Raw genomic sequence first — 20,254 nt, 5'->3', positions numbered from 1 at the left:
GATCGCTGATATCGGATGCCTGATTTGTTATTTTATTTTTTTGCAACCAACTCTACTACTCCGGTTAAACCAGGTTGCGTCGCACATTTCATCGACGGTGCAGGTATTGGACATTGCTACCCATTGGAAGCCTTATACACGGTGCCAGTCGGGAGACTGGCGTTTTGTCCGACACGAGAGCGCTGCGCTAACTCTCGCGCCAGTAAGTGATAGGCACGCCCTTCTAGGATGCTTGCGGAACCTTAATCCCTCCAATTTTTCCATCACCATTCATGTAATAGGTCAAAGCATAGGTCTGCCCTTCTCCATTTATATAGTAGACGTTAAAGTAAATGCTCGCCTTTCCATTCTTAAGCGCAACTCCCACCGTTTCTATTTTGGTAATTTTTTGTTTTAAAAAAATACTGGAACAAAGTGTATCGAGTTTATTGCCGGGAACCTTATCCAGAACACTAGTCCCCAAATATTGTTTTGCTTCTGATGCACCTATGTCATTACCAGCACGCAAAAAATCCTTGCCCGTCGACTCAAATTCTATAATATGGCTGATGTCATTTACAGCATACACATATCGTTCGCCTTTCCCTTCATATAGTACATCCACAACCAGAGATTCAATACCCTTAAATTGACCCACCTGTTTTACGAAATCAACTACTCCTACAGACGTTATCGCTTCCGCGTTTATCCACTTATTCCCAAGAGTCTCTTTTGTCTTTTCAATCTTCTTGGAATCCAAAACGCGGATCTCCAGACGCTCTCCTTTCTGGATGATGCTAACATCATCTGTCCGAAAGAATTCAATAAGCCGATCCTTGGAATAGTCCGCCTGAGATGAACCGGTCGAGCAACTAATAAACAATACAGCAGTAAATAAAACGATCACAAAGCGACGTAAGATCATAGGTAAAATGTTCCAGTAAAAATAAAAAAAGCTCCCGAGAAATCGGGAGCACATGAATCATTCCTATTTTATATATCAAACCTAATTCGCTGGAGTGCCATCGCCGGATGGTTGTTGCATCTGACGGTGTTCTTTCATTTTTTCCTTCATTTGTTCTTTCAGTTGTTCGTATTTCTTGTACTGATCAGCAGTGAGCGTCTGTTTGAAAGAAGCATCCCTGGTCTGCTGAATGGTTTTCATCTGAGAGCGGTCGCCCGACTGCATGGCAGCCTGCATATCCTGAGCTGCTTTCAGGTTAGCACTGTAGATCGATTTTTGTTGATCCGCATTCAAACTCAATTCCTGAGTCAGTTTGTTTGTTTGCTGTTGTGCGCGTTGTTCCGGCGTTTGGTTATTATGCATGCCGCCGCCTTGCGCAAAGGTCATTTGTGATATCATTAGCGCACAGAAAACGAGCGCCATAGTCCATAGCTTTTTCATAAAAATGATTTGCTATTAAGACGCGGGAAAAATGATTCGGTTTAAAACGGGTAAATGTTAAAATGGAGTTGAAGGTTGTAAGTTGAATCTTTTTAGCGTTTTGCAAAAATGGTCGGACGACTTAAAGCCGTCGGACCATTTCTAAATCCGCGCGTCCTTCGGAAAATTTACTTTTTCCGTAAAACAAAAATCAGATTCGAAGTATACTTCGCAAAATCAAGTGTCTGAATTTCAAGTCCATGTTTTTTTGCAAAGCCTTCCAAAAAGGCGCGACTGATGAAATGCAAATCGTTCTGTGTTTTATTAAACTTGAAAATTCTTGTTGAAAAAACCTCCGTGAGCTTCGTCCGCTTATGACGATCCTGCAGTTCGGCCACCCCATCTCGAATGATAAGCGTACCTCCGTTGTTGAGCGCAGCCAGGCATCGTTCCAGCAAAGATTCCTGTTGCTCGGGCACTAAATAATGCAGTACATCGCTGATAATGATACCGTCGCAAGCTTCAGGTGTAAACTGCGTCAAATCGCCCTGCTGAAAGCTGATATTTTCATCGCGGAGGAAATTATGTTGTGCGGTCTCAATCTTTTCATCATCATAATCAACACCAATAAATTCCCGTTTTGGTGCCGCCCAATGCAGCATATAAGTCATGAATCCGTAACCGCAGCCGAGATCGTAAAACTTTCCTTCGCGCGGGATCAAAGTATGAAACTGTTCGTAATAACCTTCCAGTTTCGTTTTCACCCGGCAATACCATTCCAGCACGGGACCTTTATAAGTATAACTGCGAATCAATTGCTCCCGGAAATAACGCGGCGTTTCGCGTTCGGTTTTAATATCCGTCAATTGTGCACGCATCCATTTACCAAACTGTTTGGCACGTTCGCTGTAAGTCGTTCCAAAACGGGCGTCGTCCGGCGTTATTCTTTCATTGAAATAAATAGAACCCGTACCGTCTTTCAATAACCAGTCTCCCTTTTGCATCGTATAATGTATGCCATGCAATACCAGCGGTACAATGTCCAGTTTCAGTTTTTCAGCAATGTAGAACGCCCCTTTATGGAAACGCTTGATCTTATCATCATACGAACGCGTTCCTTCCGGAAACACAAGCACTGAATAACCACGATCCACCAGACTTTGCAGTTGGTCTAAACTATCATCTACACCTTCCGCCACCGGATAGTATTCTGCCATTCGCACGACAGCGCCAAATACAGGCGAACGCCAAACCCATTTATTCGTCAGCAAAACTAATCGCGGATGCAACATCGTCGTGCAAAGAATATCCAGGAAAGAAGCATGATTGGCAATGTACACAGCAGGCTTTGAGAAATCACCCAGCTGACGGTTAATTACACGCTTCCGCACATTCCCCATGATGTACATCATACTCCAGGTATAACGGCTCAGCCACACATGAAAATAATACCGGCCGCGCTCCTTACCGAACGGCCACATCTTCGTAAAGATGAAACCTAGTATCGTAAGTACTAATGAGCCCGTAAAGAAATAGGCGAATGCAAATACAGAAATAAAGAAACTGCGTAGCGTGAACGGCTGAAAACCTTTATCTGCACGATTTTGAATAAACCAGTTAAATAGGAAAGGTTGCAGCGTCTGTGAAATAAACAACACACAAATCATTCCGGTAACGGATATCACCGCAATAGAACGCAGCGCCGGATGTTTCGCCAACAACAACACGCCTAAGCCGATCAACACCGTAAGCACAGACAAATAAACAGCCGCACGCACGGATTCCAGTTTATGCGTTCCGTGTTTGTATTTCTCAATCAGGCCATCCATCGTAAAAATGGAATAATCATCGCCCAGACCGAATATAAGTGTGGAGATAATGATGTTGACGATATTGAATTTCAAACCGAGCAAAGACATTAATCCCAAAATCCAGATCCAGGAAATTGCCATTGGCAAGAAGGAAATCAAGGCAAGCTCAATACGCCCGTAACCAATCAACAACGCGAAGAATACAATAAACGTAGAATAAATAGCGATGTTGTTGAAGTCGTTATTCAACACTTTCACCAACTGCACAGCGCCTTCCTGCTTGTCTGTTACCTTCACTGCATGCTGATGCGATAACGCATTGAACACTTCTTTACGATGTTCTGCAGGCACTTTGATAGCAGCAATAGCGTAATGACTGTTTTTACCAGCTGAAAATCCGCCAGGATAAAAGCTTTTCAGCAATGTTACCGAAGATGAATCTAGCGGATGGAAGCTTTGTTTTAGGGTTTCGCTGTAATGATCAAAAGCTCCGGCCGTATAGCCAAATTCTTTCGCAGCACTGTTTACCGACTGCATCACACTTTGAATACGCGCATCAGTCCAGAAATTCTGCCAGCGTGCTATTCTCCGTTCTTGCTCCTGTAATGAAGGAATCAACGCAGTTGGATTATTCGCACTTCTCACCCAGCCCTTTGCTTTCAGACTATCGAGTGTTGGCGTCAATGTTTCCAATTGTTGCAACGCTTTTTCTTCATTATTTTCATTCGCTACAAGAAAGACCGAACTCAAAGCATAAGCATTCGCCTTGCTCACCTCGTCCTGCGCCTTTTCCATACGTGGCGACAGATAATTTAAGTGCATTAAATCACTATCAAACTGCACCCCAAAGCTGAAATACAACATCACTGGCGTCAGTAAAACGATAAGCAGCACCAGCCATTTATTTTTCTCCGGATGCCAGCGACCCATTTTATCGAAAATCGTGGGACGATCATCGTTATGTTTGATACCCAAAGGAAAATGCGGCAGAAAAACCAATGTACACAACGCAGCGCCCGTAAGACTTGCAGCCGCAAATAGACCCAAATCCTTTAAGATTGGTGTAGCTACAAAACGTAAAGAAAGGAACGCCGCAATTGTAGTAAAGCTTCCGATCGTAAGTGGAAATGCCAGCTCGTGAATCGTGCTGCGTAAATCATCCGCATGTCTTGCGTGCGATAAAAAATGAATTGAATAATCGATGGCGATGCCAAGAATGATCGCACCCGCACCCAATGCTATTACCGAAATAGAACCTTGTACCAGATACACCACGCCTAATCCCATGGCGGCGCCATACACTACGGGCACCAAAAGTAAAAGCGGCGTGCGTTTTCTCCGGAAGAAATAATACGTCAGCGCCAGCAGTAAAATAATCGTTACAGAAAGTGTTACAATGGTGTCCGTGCGCATCTGCATCGCATTCCCTGCCGCCACCGCTGGTCCACCGAAATAGGTGAGCGAAATACCTTCGTGTTTTGCCTGCCAGCTGTCAATCAGTGTATTTAATTCAGTAAAGAACTTGCTGTTTTTACCTGTTTCAGCCGCTTTATATTTTGGCTTCAGGAAGAAAGTAAGATTGCGTTGATTGCCTGAAAAGAGGTATCCGTCGTAGGTTTCATAACCCGGATCAAATTTCAGCGTAGCCAGTTTTGCCCAAACCAATCGTGAAACGCCAACAGGATCCTGCGCTACCATTTGCTTATACACCACACTCGCCGGCGACAATAATATCTTCCGGTTCATCTCTAGCGTAGCACGAATATGCTCCGGTTGCAATAAAGTATCTAACTGGCGGTAATCATTTTCCGTAAGGAAAAGCGGCGTGTTGTTCTGGAAAATATCCACCATCGCCTCTTCGTAACCACTGCCCATTTGCAGGGAAATCGTATCGATCCAAGGTTTGCAGGTTTGCAGCATTTGGTCCTGAAAAACATTTGCAGCACTGATCAGACTATCCGGATTGATAACCGAACTATCTTTAAACGACATCATAAAGATCACCTGCTCACCAGCCTGCGTATGACTGATCACATCATTCATGGCCTTGATGGCTTTGCTGTCGGGAAGCATGCTGGTAATGTCTTCCTGAAATTTGATACGCGATGTCAGAAAGCCCCACAAAGCCAGACTGCTGAAAAATAAAATCCAGCACAACGCTTTGTAGCGGCGGAAAAAATCATATACGGATACGAAAAAGGCTTGCATGTATTAAGTATACCTCGGATTGTCTTGGGGATTATTGAAAGTCGGGATAGAGCAAATATTTTTTGCGGATGGCATTAAACGCTTTCAGTTTTGGCTGCCAGCTTTTGCGAATTTCCGCGTCTGTTTTTCCAGCTTCTATTTGCTGACGCAATACATTTGTTCCGGCCAGTTTTTCAAAGAAACTATTGAAGAATTTCGTTTTGTCAGGACACCATTGATAAGCCTGAACCAGCCATTGCAGCGAAAACTGATTATTCACCAATTTTAAAGCTGCGGCCTCGCTATCGGCAATGAGTAGACCATAGCAGGCTTTGTTTTCGTACAATGGCTTGCTGGCACCTGTTTGACCTGTAGGCGTAAAACTGTATTCTGATTTACCTTTAAAATCAGGATGACCAAATTGTTGAAATGGCTTGTCCGTACCTCTGCCTACGCTTACCACGGTTCCTTCGAAAAGACATAAAGATGGATACAGATAAATAGCGGTCATGCTTTTTAAATTCGGGGAAGGCGCTACTGGCAATTCGTACTTCGTTTTGTGATCGTAGTTTCTGCAGGGAACCACCAGCAGTTTTAGCTTCGCGGCATCTTTAAACCAATGTTCACCACATAACAGCTGTGCATATTCACCCGGCGTCATACCATATATAACGGGTATTGGCTGCATACCTACAAACGAACGAAAAGCGGTATCAAGTACAGGCCCATCTACATAATGTCCATTAGGATTCGGACGATCAAGCACCATCAAAGTTTTGCCAGCCTCAGCACAAGCTTCCATAGCGTACTGCAGCGTGGAGATATAGGTATAGAAACGCACGCCCACATCCTGGAGGTCGTACACAAGTACATCGATATCTTCAAGCTGATTTTGTTTTGGCTTTTTATTATCTCCATAAAGAGAAATAATCGGCAACCCTGTTGCGCTATCACGATCATTGTTTACATGTGCTCCGGCATCTGCTTTGCCACGAAAACCGTGTTCAGGCGCAAAAATTTTCACCACATTTATGTGACGACGCAGCAACGTATCCACCAGCAATGTTCTTGCAGTACCGACAACAGAAGTCTGATTGATGATGAGCCCAACCCTTTTGCCTTGCAGATCCGGAATATACGCGCCCATGTCTTCCGCCCCGGTAATTACTTTACCCTTCGCCGAAAAACCACCTGCGATAAACAGGAATGAAAAAATTAATATGCTATAAAACTTAAGCTGAAACTTCATAAGTGATCTCTCTTCAAAGAAGATGCAAAGTTGCGGCCAATTATTTTTTTCTCCAAGATAATCGCAGGTTTCTCATTATATCCTGTATCTTGCGTCATTATAAGTTTTATTAAAAGAAATTATCATGCAACAAGTTAAAAAAGGTGACACCGTTCGCGTACACTATCATGGAAAACTGAATGACGGTTCTACTTTCGATTCATCTGACGGTCGTGCGCCGCTGGAATTTGTAGTGGGTAACGGTCAGGTAATTAAAGGTTTCGACGACGCGGTAATGAGCATGGCAGTCGGCGAAAAGAAAACGGTGACTATTCCTGTGCATGAGGCTTATGGCGAACGCAGCGATGAAAATATGGTGCGCTACCCAATCACTGAGTTTCCAGCTGATATCAAACCAGAAGTTGGTATGGAACTGCATATGAGCGATGATCAGGGTCATGTTTTCCCGGTTATCGTTGCTGAAGTAACTGATGATTCAGTTCTGCTGGATGCGAACCATCCACTGGCAGGTGAACCATTGACTTTCGAAATCGAACTGGTAGAAATCGCTTAATAAAGTTTAAGATCTCATCCGAATAAAAGCCTCTGCAATTGCGGAGGCTTTTTTATGCGTCGGTTTTGCGTTATAGACTTTATTTCATCCTGGCGAATCCATAACCAAATAGTGTAGTTAATTGGTAAAAACAATCGGCATAAAAAAACCTCCTTGCGGAAACGCGAGGAGGTCTCTTCTGTGAAACTTGCGTGTTGCACGGCCTTCACTGGGCCAATACGGTAGATGTGCGTTGTGGTCCTCGTGCAATGCACGGTATCACTATCTAGGGGCAAAGCGGTGTAGGTTTGGGATGTTTCATGGTAAAACAGGCACTTGCCTTGGGTCATCAAGGGGCCAGGCCATTTTCGTAAAAAGAGGTGACAGGAACAGTTATATTGGTGATTGGTTTGGTCATCGGGTCAACAGGGTTGAAAAAGAGTCTATCGGGGCTCAATTCGTCGTTAATGCGAAGTAACGATTCACTTCTTTCCTGACCAAAAACCAACCGGGGGCATTTTATACAAACGGAGGGGGGTATTTTACACGTGTTATTAGAAAATGTTCAAATGCTATTCTTGAACATTCCACATATAAATATAACTAAAAATACTAATTAAACATAAAATCAATTGATTAAAAGGCGAAAGGAATAAGCCGGTAATATCCAGCCGGTATTGAGATTCTCAACGGCGCCACACCCCATATTGTGGAACCGCCGGAATAAGTGGCAATACGAGTACACAAAAAAATCCGGCACTAACGGCACCGGATTTCCTTTTATAAAATCGATTAATTAACCAGTTAATTTTTCAACCAACTAACCTTCATACTTAGCTAGCGGCGAACCTGGCTCTTTCAGAAAATGTTTGTAGACCAGTTTATCTGCCAGTCCACCGAAAAGTTTATTGATCAATACCGTTAATTTACCCTGACCAGTCATAATGATAGAGCGCTTACGCGATTCCATACCGTCAAGAATAATGCGGGCGCATTCTTCCGCACTCATCAGTTTGCCTTCATCAAGTGGTGTTTCGCCCTGCGAAGAACCGTCCGCGCTACGGGCTACGTTGCGGATATTGGACGCCGTGAACCCTGGTGAAACCCACATCACATGCGCACCCGTGTGCAGTAACTCTGTACGGAGCGCCTCCAGAAAGCCCTGCATCGCAAATTTGGACGCAGAATAGCCTGTACGGCCGGGCAAACCTCTATAACCCGCTATGGAAGATACCCCTACAATTACGCCTTTATTTTCTCGGATAGAAGTCACGGCATATTTCGTACAGTAAACCGTTCCCCAGAAATTTATATCCATCAATTCTTTAATCACACTTACGTCCGCATCTTCAAACAACGCACGCATGCTGATTCCGGCGTTATTAACGAGCATATCCACCCTGCTCCATTTAGCGATCACAGCTTCAATAAATGCCTTACAATCGGCCTCTTTACTCACGTCTGCACCCATGCAGAAAACCTGTTCCGTAGAAAATTTAGAATAGGATTCTTTCAATTTTTCTTCATTTCGGGCACAAACTGCTACTTTTGCGCCACGTTGCAATGCATCAAGGGCAAGGGCCATGCCAATTCCTGAAGATGCACCGGTAATAACAACAACTTTATTCGTAAAAGAGGACATAGTTTTTATTTCGCGGCTAAAGGTATACTGAACAATTGAAATTTTACATCAAACAACATACAATTACATCTTATGAAAGTAATGATCATTATGGGCTCTCAGAGCGACGAATCAGTAATGAAAGAATGTCAGAACTGGCTGAACTGGTTTGGTATCGAAAACGACATGATTGTAGCATCTGCACACCGCAATCCTGATAAAGTACGCGACCTGATGGTAAATGCACAAGCAAACGGTTATGGCGCAGTAGTAGCAGCAGCTGGTATGGCGGCAGCATTACCGGGTGTATGTTCTGCTTACACTTCATTGCCTGTATTGGGTGTTCCATTGGATGGCGGTCTGCCAGGTGGTATTGATGCATTGTACAGCATCGTTCAAATGCCAGCAGGTCTGCCAGTCGGTACATTGGCTGTAGGTAAAGCAGGTGCGCGCAACGCTGCAGTTCTTTGTGCTCGCATTTTTGCACTGAGCGACGAAAAAATCGCTGCAAAAGTTGCTGAGTTTAAAGCAAATGAATACCGTATCTAAGTACGGAGTCAGTTTTAAATATATTCAACGCCTTTATTGCAGGTCATTTGACCGCAATAAAGGCGTTTGATTTTTCCACAAAATCAGCCTTGTTTCGCACAAAATATCAGGGTTCAACTTTAACTAAACGATAATATTGACTTCGCGGCACTAATGTTGTATATTTAAATTGAACCAAAACTCATAGTACCTTGACAGAAGCAATAATAAACCTGGAAACAGTTAATCCTATTGAGTTTTTCGGGATTAACAATAGCAAATTCGATATTCTGAAACGTAAGTTTCCTTTATTGAAGATCTTGTCTCGCGGTACGCAGATAAAGCTATCGGGGCAGGCGGAAGAAGTAGCAGCAGCACAGGGGAAAATCGAACAGGTCATTAAATATTTAGAGCGGAACGGACATCTGTCGGAAAATTATTTTTCAAGAATTTTGGGAGATGAAGAAGGCGGAGAGCCGAGCACCGTTGATGAATTAAGTAATGATGTACTTGTTTTTGGTCCGAACGGTAAAGTGATTAAAGCGAAAACACAGAACCAGAAACTCATGGCTGCTGTGTCCGAGAAAAATGATATCATTTTTGCCATCGGTCCTGCCGGTACCGGTAAAACGTATACTGCGGTAGCTCTTGCCGTACGTGCGTTAAAAAACAAGGCGGTTCGCAAGATTATCCTGACACGTCCTGCAGTAGAAGCCGGCGAAAGCTTAGGTTTCCTTCCCGGCGATCTGAAAGAAAAAATCGATCCATATCTGCGACCACTATATGATGCACTAGACGATATGATTCCGAGCGATAAGCTCAACTATTATATGGCCAACCGTATCATTGAAATTGCGCCATTGGCGTACATGCGTGGCCGTACACTCGATAACTCTTTCATCATTCTCGATGAAGCTCAGAATGCCACCGAACTTCAGCTGAAAATGTTCTTAACACGTATCGGACCAAGTGCAAAAGCGATCATCACCGGTGATCTTACGCAGATTGATCTTCCGAAAAATCAGAAATCGGGCCTGATCAGAGCTTCGCGCATCTTGAAAAACATTGAAGGTATTGCGCATATCCAGCTCGACGAAGCAGACGTAGTACGTCACCGACTGGTAAAAGCGATCATCAGGGCTTACGACAAAGAACAGGAAAGAGAAGAAGAAGTTGCGGAAATCCGAAAGAATAGAGAACGGATGGAAAAAGAAAATGAGAACGTATAAAACAAGAAAGGCTGCTTCGGCAGCCTTTTTTTATGGCTGATGGTTGATTTTTTAATCGCTGATTTTCTTCTCTTATTTTCTAGAGACGTAGGCAGAGGGCACGCAAACTTTCACGGCCACGCGCTTCGTTTTTGAATTTTGACATTTGAATTTTAAATTTAAACAGACGATTTTGTTATAACGTTGTTACGTGGCACGAAATTTGCTCATGGTTTTTTTCTTCTATCATATTGTATTTAGCGTTGTTGTCGTAGCTTTGTGGGACCCAACTCATTATTTGATTTCACAACTTTGTTTGCTATGCTGACTTTTAAACTGAAAAAACACCTGCTTGCACTGGGGATTGCGGCATCTGCTATTTTCACGGCATGTTCCTCTTCCCATAAGATGGCAGACAATGGCGCTTCGCGTAAAAGCAAGTCGCCAAAATTTATTGACGACATTACATTATCGGGCAATTCCAATAGTGTAACACTCCGTTCTCACGACAAGAAAGATGCGGCATATGATCCATCGATCACCAATACGCTGCAGGTAAAATATGCAGACCTGATGCAGGTAGTGCCAAACGCGATTACTAATTTCTCTCTGTATTCTTTCATCGACGAATGGTATGGTACGCCTTATCATCTCGGCGGCACTGATAAATCGGGCATCGATTGTTCTGCTTTTGTGCAGCGGCTTTACGAACGGGTTTTTAATGTGAACCTCGTCCGCACAGCTTTTGAACAATTCAACAACTGCCGTCTGGTTTGGGATTCAGGGCAATTGAAAGAAGGAGATCTGGTCTTCTTTAAAATTCATGGACGTCGTATTTCTCATGTGGGCATTTACCTGCTGAATAACTTTTTTGTTCACGCATCAGTTAGTCAGGGTGTAATGATCAGCAGCCTGAACGATAAATACTGGCAAAGATATTATGCAGGTGCAGGGCAGATTCCGCGCGGATAGTGGAATGTGAGGAATGTGGTTTAATGTGCGAAATATGATTTTCGCGATCGATAAGAAATTAAAAATGCTCACGAAATCGTGAGCATTTTTTTGTATCCCGTTATTTGGAGACGTTGCATGCAACGTCTCTACGGACTCTAATTATAACAAGAAAAACATCTCACGGGATGTCTCCTTTCGTCGACATGAACCATGTTATAACATTTAGGTTTTGAATTTTGACTTTCCAATCTATTGATTCACCAGTTTCATCGCACCATCGCTATACCGCTGACCGACGTCAGGATATTTATGCAGCAATGCTTCGATTGCATCCAGGTCTGATTTTGAAAGTTCGATATTTACCGCGCCTGCATTTTCTTCTAAATATTTTCTTTTCTTAGTACCAGGAATTGGAATAATATCTTCACCCTGCGCTAAAACCCATGCCAATGCCAGTTGTGCGGGCGTTGCATTTTTATCTTTAGCCAATGCCGCAAATTCATTTACAAGCTTCTGATTATTTTCCCAGTGCGTTTCTTCAAAACGTGGCAGCGTACGGCGCCAATCTGTAGCATCCAAAGAAGAAGCATCACCGATTGTTGCGGTGATAATGCCACGAGCTAATGGACTGTACGGCACCAGTGTAATACCGAGTTCGCGGCAGGTTGGTAAAATTTCTGCTTCCAGATCGCGGGTAAGCACAGAATACTCACTCTGTAAGGCCGCAATCGGATGCACAGCCTGCGCTTTACGCAAAGAAGCTGCAGATGCTTCGGACAAACCCAGATAACGGATTTTACCTTCTTTTACCAGATCAGCCATCGCGCCTACCATGTCTTCTACCGGCACATTCGGATCAATACGGTGTGCATAATACAGATCTATCGTATCGATCTTCAATCTCTTTAAACTTGCCTCTACTGCGGTTTTCAGATAAGCTGGAGACCCATCGATATAAGTTCCCGGCGTACCGCTGAAACCCGCCCCTTCGTCTTTCACACGAAAGCCAAATTTTGTAGCAATGAAAACTTTATCGCGATTCGGCACCAGCACTTTTGAAATCAGTTCTTCATTTTTGCCAAGCGCATACATATCAGCTGTGTCCCAAAAATTAATGCCTAAGTCGAGTGCTTTATGTAAAGTGGCAATTGATTCCTCGTCATCACCAGGACCGTAAGCAAAGCTCATCCCCATACAACCCAATCCAACTGCAGATAATTTTTCGCCTGTATTAGCGAGATTCCTGTATTTCATAGATTTTGATTTTGTAAGACAAAGGTATCAGCGTCGGAGATTCAGCAATTAAGCATTTCAAACCAAAACTTAAACAATTCAAACAATCAATTGCGAAATGATTTTGGCGTGGTACTCGTCTGCTTTTTAAAAAAGTTATTGAAGTAAGCAGGATATTCAAAGCCGAGTGCATATCCGATTTCGGAGATATTCCAGTCGGTATGTTTTAATAAAGCTTTCGCCTCTTGCGTAATGCGCTCCGCAATATGCTCCGTCGTCGTTTTGCCGGTTGTCTCTTTTACAGCGCGATTCAAATGGTTTACATGCACAGATAATTTTCCTGCATAATCTTTTGCGGTTTTCAATGCAAAATTATTTTGTGGTGTATCAATTGGAAACTGGCGTTCCAGCAGTTCGAGAAACAGACTGGAAATGCGTGAAGAGGCATTGGCATGCCGGAAATAAGTATCCGCAGGTTTTAATTTCAACGCCTCATGAATCAGCAGGTCCACGTAAGAACGCAATAATTCGTACTTATAGACGTATTCGCTGTCGCGTTCTTCGAACATTCTCAGAAAAATACCAGAGATGCGCTGCACCTGTGTTTCACCCAGAAAAAACAATGGATCGCCACCCGCTTTGAATAAAGGCAATTCACCGCCCCGATCAAATTTATTGCCCCAGCGAATAAAGGATTCTGTAAATAAACAGAAATAACCATCCTGCACTTCGTCGGTTGCTTCCCAGGAATATGGAACGGTTGGATTGGAAAACAAAAGCGCGGGACTGGATACTTCGATGCTGCGGTCGGCATAGTGCACTACTCCGTTGCCCATCAAAAGTGTAATCTTATAATAATCTTTACGACTGTATGGCGTAATGCTTCTGCATGCATAATCCGCCCGCAAAAACACATTAAAATGCCCGTAACCATTGTGCACCGCTGCACTCCAATCCGGCATTTTATCATTGGGTCTACGTTTGTACAAATCCTCAATCGTTTCCACTTTTTTCATAGAGCGAAGTTATGAAATTCAAATAAAGCCAAAATCAAAAGTCGAGCGTCAAAAAATCTCGCGGCTGTCACAAAGGCGCTGCGACATATCAAACTATCAAGGATCACCGCGTTTGTCACTTCGACGAAGGAGAAGTCCCGCGGAACATGAGCTTGCAGGTTCTTTTCAAGCTCAATGCGGAGAAAGCATCTCACAGGAATCAACCTATCAGCCTTCGCTATATCGTCATTCACGATTGACCATTCACCATTGATCACAAAGCCCTAATTTTAGTGAACGATTTAAAGACTAATCACTGGCTATGAATAAGGATACACAGATTTCGCACGCGGTGGATGTGGTTTTGGTAGGTGCAGGTATTATGAGTGCAACATTGGGGACTTTTTTAAAATTGCTTCGTCCCGATCTTACAATTGAAATTTTTGAACGACTTGATGTAATTGCGGGAGAAAGTTCTGACGCCTGGAACAATGCAGGAACGGGACACTCAGCATTTTGTGAACTCAATTACACGCCGGAAAAAGCAGATGGATCAATTGATATCAGCAAGGCGCTGAAGATTGCAGAACAATTTGAAGTATCGAAACAGTTCTGGTCTTATATGGTGGAGCAAGATATGATTGATGATCCGCGGACGTTTATCAACAGCATTCCGCACATGAGTTTCGTATGGGGCGACGACAATGTAAACTATCTCCGCAAGAGACACGACGCGCTTATCAAGAATCATCTTTTTGAAGCGATGCAGTATAGTGAAGAACGTGCGACTTTAGAGAAATGGATTCCCCTGGTGATGGAAGGACGTGATGTGAACCAGAAAGTAGCGGCTACGAAAATGGATCTGGGTACGGATGTAAACTTCGGCGCACTGACGCGTGCTTTATTTAATTTTCTGCAAAAACAGGATGGTGTAAAAATTCATCTGGGTCATGAAATACGTACGTTGCAGCGTGACCAGAATAATCATTGGTATCTGATTGCGAAGGATCCAAAAACCGGAAAACGCGAAGAAACGACTGCACGATTTGTATTTATTGGTGCCGGTGGCGGAGCGTTGCCATTGCTGGAAAAATCGGGCATTCCGGAAGCGAAGGGCTATGGAGGCTTTCCGGTAAGTGGTCAATGGTTGCGTTGTACCAATGAAGAAGTTATTGAACGCCATCATGCAAAAGTATATGGCAAAGCCAGTGTGGGCGCGCCTCCGATGTCTGTTCCGCATTTGGACACCCGTACGATGGGCGATAAACATGCATTACTTTTCGGCCCATACGCTGGATTCTCTACGAAATTCCTGAAAGAAGGTTCTTTCTTTGATTTACCTGCGTCAATTAAAGTCGCGAATATTCGTCCGATGTTATCCGCGGGTCTTCATAATATTCCGCTGACGAAATATCTGATTGAGCAAGTGCGTCAATCACCGGAAGATCGTCTGGCAGCGCTGAAGGAATATTTCCCTGAAGCAAAAATGGAAGACTGGGAACTGGCTATTGCAGGTCAGCGTGTGCAGGTGATAAAAAAAGATAAGGAAGAAGGCGGCGTGCTGGAATTCGGTACGGAAATAGTTTCGTCTGCGGATGGTTCTATTGCTGCACTGTTGGGTGCTTCGCCAGGTGCGTCTACTTCGGTTCCTATTATGCTTGATCTGATTAACCGTTGTTTTAAAGATCGTGTGAGTGCACCGAATGTGCAGGCGAAACTGAAAGAGATGATTCCGTCTTATGGTCAGTCGCTGGCAAATAATAAGGAACTGGCAATGAAAATGCGCGCAAGAACATCGAAGGTGCTCCAACTTACTGATCACTAATTTTTTGACGTGGGTTTCCCGAAAAGATGCGTAAGAAGCAAAGACGCTAAGGTATTTTCTAGCGATGCTCACTACTGGAGAGGCTCCTATTGTCACTTTGACTAATTATTCGGTACCCACAATCAAAAGACAATGACACCTTGATTTAGCAATAGTCCTTCAAATCTGGCTTCGAACCATCATGCTCCTACTTTTTTTATGCCAAACGGCGAAGCCCTCATGAGCGACCCGAGATGATATGAACGCGAGTAAAAAAGTAGGCAAAAAAGGGCAGTCTAAGCCAGATCACTCCGTGGCTTAGACGGTCGCTCGATTGAGCTTCATTGCTACTGTACTGCCAAACTAAGGGCCTTGAAATTGAACTCAATTTTAAACGTGTCATTGGTACAAAGGAGAAGTCCCGCGGAATATGATCACCTTCTCCCGATGAGCATGCTCAATAGTAGCACTGAAGATGAACGGAGCGACGCAACGGATGCTTAACCGGAGCATGAGAAGCTGGTAACAAAAGAAAGAAATACTTTTTGCGAACGCCCTTCGACTACGCTCAGGGTGACACTTAGGTTTGAACGCCCTTCGACTACGCTCAGGATGACACCTAGGCTTGATTGCCCTTCGACTACGCTCTGGGTGACACTTAAGCGTGAACACACTTCGACTGTGCTTAGGGCGACACGTATTTTTGATATTGAATAGAAAAAATAGCGGAAACATTTGAATCAACATGAGGGCCATCAACTGTCCCTTGTCAATTGTTTCCGCTATTGTCATCATCACAACTACTCTGCCACATACAAGAATTTTCCGGTTGCTACAACTTCGTCATTGCCGATTTTAATTTTCTTCAGCGCAACGGTTACCTTGATGTCTTTTATACGACGTACAATATTTGTAGTAAGCACAATGGTATCACCGGCTGTAACGTTGCCGAAAAACAATACTTGTTTGCTGGATTCTGTGATGTTTCTGTAATCGTACATTCTCGCTACTTTATCAATAGCTGCATTTGCAGCATCGAAGATTTCTGCGATCAGAATTCCCTGATTGAGACCCTTGCCTACTTTGGGCTCGGGTATCACAAATGTTTTGCCGGGGCTCTGCCGGTTGAATTTTGCTTTCTCTGAAGTCAGTTTCATTTTTGGTTTTTATTATGGTTGATTAATTAAGTATTTCTTCTTTAAACAATTGTTCGTCGAACGATGGCCGCTTAAACAATCTGCGCAGATTTAAAAACGGATAATTGCTTTTCATTCTTTTATCGAGTGCGTAATTGAGTGTGTTGGTTGCTGTGATTAGCTCCACAACTGTCAACACCAACGCGATGCCCAGCGCAATCAGCGAAATCATAAATGCGATTGTTGCGTTTGCCATCTGTTTATTAAACATCAGCAACATCGTTACCACGCAGAGTATGATACTAATGATGGTTACAATTTTTATATCGCGCAGCAGCAATACCTGACGGTGCATCTTGCGTACCTGACCTACGATTTTTGAATCGCGGCTTTGTTTATAACGCTCTGTCAACTCACGGATGTGTTGTGAAGCGTGCAACATACGGTTATTGAACACCAGCAGAAAAGTGGCTGCTGTGGATAATTCTAAAGCGGGTATAGCAAATTCCAGTCTCATGATCTTAAATTTTTGGTAGTGAAAAATGGTTTAAAAAGAAACGCCCCCTTGCGGTCTGAGCAGCAAGGGGGCGAATGTTTAGGTAACTATGTATCAGTTATCTGTCCGTAACCATACAATGTCGCGCCCCCTTGCTATTAATAAAATAACAACGCGTCCATTGATGCATCTTATTGGTTACCGATAGTATTGTCTTTTGCATTTTTTTGTTTTTCGTAAAGTAAAAAGCCCCTCGGGATTTCCGAAGGGCTTTTAGTTTTATGATTTTGATATCAAAACATAACACCTATGCCCTTCCTATATGAAAGTACATCCAGCAGTTATTCGTCTTAATATTCGATTGTTTCATGTGAGCAAAACTCTAATAATTATTTTAGCCCGCCAAATAATTTTTAATTATCGCCGGATTGAAGCTTTAGAAAAACAACGCACAACCCAATACTGCCAAGGCTTACAGCAACACAAAAAAAACAATGGGCTCGTTAAACTTTTATTAATTGGCTCGCTTCGCCTCATCGGCTCCTGTATTGCGTTCCCGGAGTTTAATGTTTGCGTTGCCGAATTTCCAGGTAAGCGCTACGCGAACAGAGCGATCGTCGAAGTAAAGATTCTGGACGGTATGATTGTAATCGTTGGTATAAACAGACCATTCCGTCCGCAATACATCGTAGCCGCTCACGCCAATCGTCAGCTGTTTGTGAAAGAGTAATGCCTTGAAACCGAGCCCCAAACTATACACGGGCGATTGCAGGTCTACATCGGCCTGTTGTTTGCTCAGATAATAAAAATTGGCTTCGGCCAGCAGGGTTTTGTCTTTATTGAATGAGATGGTGTTATCGGTTTCGATATAAAAACTGGGTTGACTATAAGTACCGCTTACGCCATATACTTTGGGTGTGAACTGCGTATAAAAACCACTGCCCTGCAGGTTACATTCCCACCATTTGGTAAAGTTCACAACTGCGTTTGCTCGCAACCCGGCGCTGAAATTATTACCGGCATTGACTCTCGTGAAAATAAACGTGCTATTGACGGTATCCACCATTGAAACGCGGGTAAAATAATTCTGCACGGATTCAGAGAACAGTGAGAATGTGTATTTAGATTTCAGCGTATACCCTATTTCAAAGTTATTGCTGAAAGATGGCTGCAGGAACGGATTTCCCTGCTCATAAGCGTTTGGCGTGCTATACACCCGGAACGGATTCATATCCCAAAAATCGGGACGGTTGATGCGGCGTGTATAATTGAAATTGAATTTATGATTTTCGTTCAGATTGTACTGCACAAAAACCGAAGGAAAAAGCTTGAAGTAATTATTGGTTGTGGTTTGATTGAGTGTCGGCGAATAACCTTTGCTCTGCGTATTTTCCGCACGAAGCCCTAATTGCAGTTCCCATTTTTTTAAATCTTTATGTGCGCTTGCATATAATGCCTGCGTGTTCTCCGTGTAGTCGAAAGTATTGGTCTTGTTAGGGTCCATCACAAAATCGCCGCCATCGAGGTAATTGAATACATTATCACTGATATTGTGTACAAACGACGCCTTTCCACCAAAGGAATATTTAGCGAAATGCGTTGGCCATTCCAGATCGAGCTTTACGGAACCGATGTTGTTGACCTGCTTTCCAAACGTCTGATTATTGCTGGAGTCCGACGTCAGGCTACCATCTGGCAGTGTATTATTGGAAACAAAATCTCTTCTTTTTTTGCCGGTGCGGGTAAAATAATCGAGGTCAACATTGAGCTTTTTACCGCTGGTATCGATACGCCATTCATAATTCAGATTGCCCACATCTCTGCGACCACTATCGAATGTTTCAGCAATGGTCCGTGTTACGGAATCCAGCATACCTGTTGCAAGACTGTAAGCTTTTGTATAAATATCCTCCTGGCTGTGATGCACCGGACTTCCCCAGCCGTGGGTGTAAACTACGCCCAGTATGGATTTCTTATTAATATTATAATCGGCGCCAACTTGAAAACGGCCAAACACGTTTTGGTCTTTCTGATCGTCCGTCTGTACCCATTTCTCCTCAGGATAAAAAGTAGTGAATGTTCTTGTCGGATACCGATTGAGCGTGAAATAGTTGCCGTTGCCGAAGAAGTTAAATTTCTGGAACCGGTAATTGATATTGCCGTTTGTCTGAAAACCGCCAGCAGTATGTTGCTCATAAGCGGTGGTGATACTGCCGTTGAGTCCGTTTTTCTGTTGTTTTTTGGTGACTATGTTGATAATTCCCGCGTTACCCTGGGCATCATAACGAGCCGGCGGTGCGGTGATCACTTCAATTTTCGAAATCGTTTCGGCCGGCATGGACCGAAGCAATCCAGCGAGTTCATCGGCAGAAAGCTGTACCAAACGATCATTGATCATAATGGAAACCGTACTCTTTCCTACCACCGATATATTATCATTGTTGACGCGCACACCCGGCGAACGCTTCAATAATTCCAACGCATCGGCCCCAACGCTCGATACACTGCTTTCTACATTAAATACTGTACGATCTGCTTTACGCTCTATCACCGGTTTGTTAGCAGTCACGGTTACACCCGAAAGCATACGGTCGACTGAATGCAGCACAAAATCAACTTTGATATCGTTCCCGGTTTCTGTAATGAGTTTTGTTTGTGTATGATAGCCACTGGCAATAGCTTTCAACAAGGTTTGTGCTACGCTTTGAGCATTGATACTGAAATACCCGGCGGTATCGGTCATAGCAGTGACAACGATAGCACTATCCGGTAAATGCAAAAGCACCGCGTTCGCAAATGGAACAGCTTCATTTTTCTGATCCGTCATTCTTCCCTGAATCGTGTATTGGGCAATACTTTTAAAGGAAAACGAAAACAGAAAAATCAATAAAAATATGGTAAAGTTTATGGCGGCTTTCATAGAAATGTTACGTTGCAAATATCTGTGAAAGCCAGGTTAATTAAGGTGAAAAAAACTGGGCGCGGTCAAAAATCACCCTATAAATACCGCGGCCGGTTCAGTTAATACGTTAGTAGGTTGATAGGTTAATACGGTGTTGCGTCACAGTGCGAGTAATACAAACTTTGTGCCGTTGTGTGCGTCGCGAACCCCTCGCCTACGCTCGGGGTTACAGAAA

General features: G+C 43.5%; 15 protein-coding genes. 5 read left to right on the top strand and 10 right to left on the bottom strand.

Going from position 1 to position 20,254, the window contains the following annotated elements; translation table 11 throughout:
* Positions 1-223: 223 nt before the first annotated feature.
* The 4 genes from DN068_RS16565 to DN068_RS16550 all read right to left on the bottom strand — a co-directional run bounded on the left by DN068_RS16565 (position 224) and on the right by DN068_RS16550 (position 6,610).
* Positions 224-904 (bottom strand): hypothetical protein, encoded by a 681-nt coding sequence (locus DN068_RS16565; RefSeq protein ID WP_111000053.1) that lies wholly within the window; start codon positions 902-904, stop codon positions 224-226.
* A gap of 81 nt (positions 905-985) precedes the next feature.
* Positions 986-1,384: a multiple ligand-binding protein 1 gene (locus DN068_RS16560; protein ID WP_123985385.1), complete on the bottom strand. Its 399-nt coding sequence runs from the start codon at positions 1,382-1,384 to the stop codon at positions 986-988.
* Between the two features lie 167 nt (positions 1,385-1,551).
* Positions 1,552-5,382, bottom strand: a complete 3,831-nt coding sequence (locus DN068_RS16555; RefSeq protein WP_111000051.1) for a trifunctional MMPL family transporter/lysophospholipid acyltransferase/class I SAM-dependent methyltransferase — start codon at positions 5,380-5,382, stop codon at positions 1,552-1,554.
* 31 nt (positions 5,383-5,413) lie between these two features.
* On the bottom strand, positions 5,414-6,610 hold the full coding sequence (locus DN068_RS16550; RefSeq protein ID WP_111000050.1) for an exo-beta-N-acetylmuramidase NamZ family protein: 1,197 nt from the start codon (positions 6,608-6,610) through the stop codon (positions 5,414-5,416).
* A gap of 124 nt (positions 6,611-6,734) precedes the next feature.
* On the opposite strand from DN068_RS16550, the gene DN068_RS16545 reads away from it, so the two are divergent.
* Positions 6,735-7,163: an FKBP-type peptidyl-prolyl cis-trans isomerase gene (locus DN068_RS16545; RefSeq protein ID WP_111000049.1), complete on the top strand. Its 429-nt coding sequence runs from the start codon at positions 6,735-6,737 to the stop codon at positions 7,161-7,163.
* 799 nt (positions 7,164-7,962) lie between these two features.
* Here DN068_RS16545 and DN068_RS16540 read toward each other — a convergent pair.
* Positions 7,963-8,784, bottom strand: coding sequence for an SDR family oxidoreductase (locus DN068_RS16540; RefSeq protein WP_111000048.1), 822 nt, complete (start codon positions 8,782-8,784; stop codon positions 7,963-7,965).
* A 72-nt stretch (positions 8,785-8,856) separates the two neighbouring features.
* On the opposite strand from DN068_RS16540, the gene purE reads away from it, so the two are divergent.
* The 3 genes from purE (at position 8,857) to DN068_RS16525 (ending at position 11,471) form a co-directional block, all read left to right on the top strand.
* On the top strand, positions 8,857-9,312 hold the full coding sequence (purE, locus tag DN068_RS16535; RefSeq protein ID WP_111000047.1) for a 5-(carboxyamino)imidazole ribonucleotide mutase: 456 nt from the start codon (positions 8,857-8,859) through the stop codon (positions 9,310-9,312).
* A gap of 191 nt (positions 9,313-9,503) precedes the next feature.
* Positions 9,504-10,520 (top strand): PhoH family protein, encoded by a 1,017-nt coding sequence (locus tag DN068_RS16530; protein ID WP_111000046.1) that lies wholly within the window; start codon positions 9,504-9,506, stop codon positions 10,518-10,520.
* Positions 10,521-10,820: 300 nt separating this feature from the next.
* Positions 10,821-11,471 (top strand): C40 family peptidase, encoded by a 651-nt coding sequence (locus DN068_RS16525; RefSeq protein ID WP_111000045.1) that lies wholly within the window; start codon positions 10,821-10,823, stop codon positions 11,469-11,471.
* A 231-nt stretch (positions 11,472-11,702) separates the two neighbouring features.
* Here the strand turns inward: DN068_RS16525 and DN068_RS16520 are convergent, their stop codons facing one another.
* Together DN068_RS16520 and DN068_RS16515 are read right to left on the bottom strand one after the other, a co-directional pair.
* Positions 11,703-12,707 carry an aldo/keto reductase gene (locus DN068_RS16520; RefSeq protein WP_111000044.1) on the bottom strand — a complete coding sequence of 335 codons (1,005 nt, stop codon included), beginning with the start codon at positions 12,705-12,707 and terminating at the stop codon, positions 11,703-11,705.
* Positions 12,708-12,793: 86 nt separating this feature from the next.
* Entirely contained in the window at positions 12,794-13,702 is a 909-nt protein-coding gene (locus DN068_RS16515; RefSeq protein ID WP_111000043.1) for a helix-turn-helix domain-containing protein, read from the bottom strand.
* A 301-nt stretch (positions 13,703-14,003) separates the two neighbouring features.
* Here DN068_RS16515 and DN068_RS16505 point away from each other — a divergent pair, with 301 nt between their 5' ends.
* Complete coding sequence (locus DN068_RS16505; RefSeq protein WP_111000041.1) at positions 14,004-15,506, top strand: malate:quinone oxidoreductase; 1,503 nt, start codon at positions 14,004-14,006, stop codon at positions 15,504-15,506.
* Positions 15,507-16,285: 779 nt separating this feature from the next.
* Here DN068_RS16505 and DN068_RS16500 read toward each other — a convergent pair.
* From DN068_RS16500 to DN068_RS16490, 3 genes are all read right to left on the bottom strand, one after another.
* A complete protein-coding gene (locus DN068_RS16500) occupies positions 16,286-16,642 on the bottom strand; it encodes a hypothetical protein (RefSeq protein WP_111000040.1) in 357 nt (118 codons plus the stop codon).
* A gap of 22 nt (positions 16,643-16,664) precedes the next feature.
* Complete coding sequence (locus DN068_RS16495; protein ID WP_111000039.1) at positions 16,665-17,138, bottom strand: DUF2721 domain-containing protein; 474 nt, start codon at positions 17,136-17,138, stop codon at positions 16,665-16,667.
* Between the two features lie 493 nt (positions 17,139-17,631).
* Positions 17,632-20,037: a TonB-dependent receptor gene (locus DN068_RS16490; protein ID WP_111000038.1), complete on the bottom strand. Its 2,406-nt coding sequence runs from the start codon at positions 20,035-20,037 to the stop codon at positions 17,632-17,634.
* Between the last annotated feature and the right edge of the window lie 217 nt (positions 20,038-20,254).

Source organism: Taibaiella soli (assembly GCF_003236175.1).
Classification (GTDB): domain Bacteria; phylum Bacteroidota; class Bacteroidia; order Chitinophagales; family Chitinophagaceae; genus QKTW01.
The sequence above is the reverse complement of the archived record's forward strand: the minus strand, read 5'-3'. Positions and strand labels throughout refer to the sequence as shown.